Genomic DNA, 234 nt, shown 5'->3' on the forward strand with positions numbered 1-234 from the left:
ATCCGAGCCGCTGGTAATCGTCCTGCAAGAAAACGCGGAGCGCGAGGTAATCCTGCGCCAGCGCGTCAATGACGCCGCGCGCAGTGTTTTGCTGGCGTTCGCGCGCCGTGGCGACTTGGAACACATTGCTGGCGAGTACGGCGTATACCGCCAGGTCATCCAGCCTGCGAATCTTGCAGCCGTCCCGCCGCTCGATGCCGTTTACGAAAGCGACGACGAGCTGCGCGAGCGCGC

General features: G+C 64.1%; 1 protein-coding gene. It reads right to left on the reverse strand.

Annotated elements, in window-relative coordinates; translation table 11 throughout:
• The coding region (locus KVT32_RS31680) for a hypothetical protein (RefSeq protein ID WP_217619594.1) at nt 1-234 on the reverse strand (234 nt) is incomplete at both ends.

The organism is Achromobacter sp. GbtcB20 (assembly GCF_019091095.1).
Taxonomy (GTDB): domain Bacteria; phylum Pseudomonadota; class Gammaproteobacteria; order Burkholderiales; family Burkholderiaceae_B; genus Achromobacter; species Achromobacter mucicolens.